This is a genomic window from Nonomuraea sp. NPDC049784 (assembly GCF_040659615.1).
Taxonomy (GTDB): domain Bacteria; phylum Actinomycetota; class Actinomycetes; order Streptosporangiales; family Streptosporangiaceae; genus Nonomuraea.
On the sequence record NZ_JBFAMX010001203.1, the window covers coordinates 1 to 1,409 of the forward strand.

Here is a 1,409-nt window from a genome sequence, read left to right on the forward strand (position 1 = left end):
GTTCGGGATGGTCGCGAACGCGATCCAGGAACGGCTGGTGCAGCAACCGCCCGCCCCCGAGCGGCTCAGGCAGCGTCGCGGGGGTGGGGGGCAGCACGAGGTGGGGTCGTTCGGTGGCTGCCGGGTCCTCGATCAAGGCGCGCAGCGCGTCGGTGTGCTCCTCGAGCAGGGCCTGGACGAACCCGTCGGGTAACGCGCCGTCGCGGGTGTCCAGGTTGATCACCAGCTGGCCCGCGGCCTCATAGGTCTGGTAGTCGAGCAGCACCTGCGGGGTCTGCCCGATGCCGTAGACGATCCGGCCCGGGAAGGGCCCGGGGTCGGTGCCTGGGACCTGCATGTCGAGGGTGCTGGTGAACACCACGGGTGCGCCGCCCGCTGCCTGCGAGCCGGCGCGCAGTTCCCGGAGCACGTCCACGCCGCTGTAGGTGCTGTGGTCCAGGTCTGCCCACAGCTGGTGCTGCAGTGTGCGCAGCCGCTCGGCGAACGTGGCCGCCGAGAGGTTCACGCTCGTCAGGATGGTGGAGGTGAAGTCGCCGACGATCTGGTTGATCTGCGGGTGGATCGGCGGCCGGTTGTAGACGGTGACGTTGACGAGGAAGCTGCGGGTGTTGGTGAAGCGGCCGAGGTTGTCGCTGAACGCGGCGAGCAGGAGCGCGGACAGCGTCGTCCCGTGGGCGGCGGCCACCGCGCGAAGCGCTGTGAGCTCCTCACCGGTCCAGCAGGACTGAAGGCGCCGGAAGCAGGGCGCGCCGCCGTCGGCGCGCTGGGTGAGGACCGGAAGCGGCGCCGGTGCGGGCAGCTCACCCAGGCGGGCCTGCCAGTAGTCGCGGTCGCGGACGTAGCGGTCGCTGGAGGCCACCGCGCGCTGATGGGCGACGTAGTCCGCGAAGGTCATGGTGAGCGGCGGCAGTTCGGCGGTCGGGTCCTGGTACAGGGCTCGGGCTTCGCGGTAGAGGATCTGCCAGCTCAGAGCATCGCCGATGAGGAGGTCGAAGGACAGGAACAGGCGGGTGATGCCGTCGGGCAGAAGGGCGGCCTCGATGGTGAACAGGGGCCAGGTCGCGGGGTCACGGCGCGGATGGGAGAGCCGGGTGCGGGAGGCGGCAAGGCGTTCTGCGGCGTCGGGCCGTTGCCGCAGGTCAAGGGTGTGGATCTCGTACGGTGGCACCGTGGGCAGGATCTGCTGGCGACCGTCGTTGGTGATGACGGCGCGGAGCATCGGATGCCGGTCGATCAGGGTGCGCCACACCCGCCCGAGCTGGTCGACGTCGAGATCGGGGACGTCCACCTCGGCGTACAGGTGGGAGTCGACGCCGCCGAGGTCGAAGTCGTCGCGGCGGCCGGCCCAGTAGGCCTGTTGGATGCCGGTCAGGGCGAACGGTTCACCTGGCGGGTCGGCGCTTGCGTTC

The 1,409-nt window shown here is 70.7% G+C and carries 1 protein-coding gene; it reads right to left on the reverse strand.

What is annotated here, in order from left to right; genetic code table 11:
* Nucleotides 1-1,409, reverse strand: a 1,409-nt coding sequence (locus AB0J09_RS64725) for a condensation domain-containing protein (RefSeq protein ID WP_360714421.1), incomplete at both ends; no start/stop codon positions are given.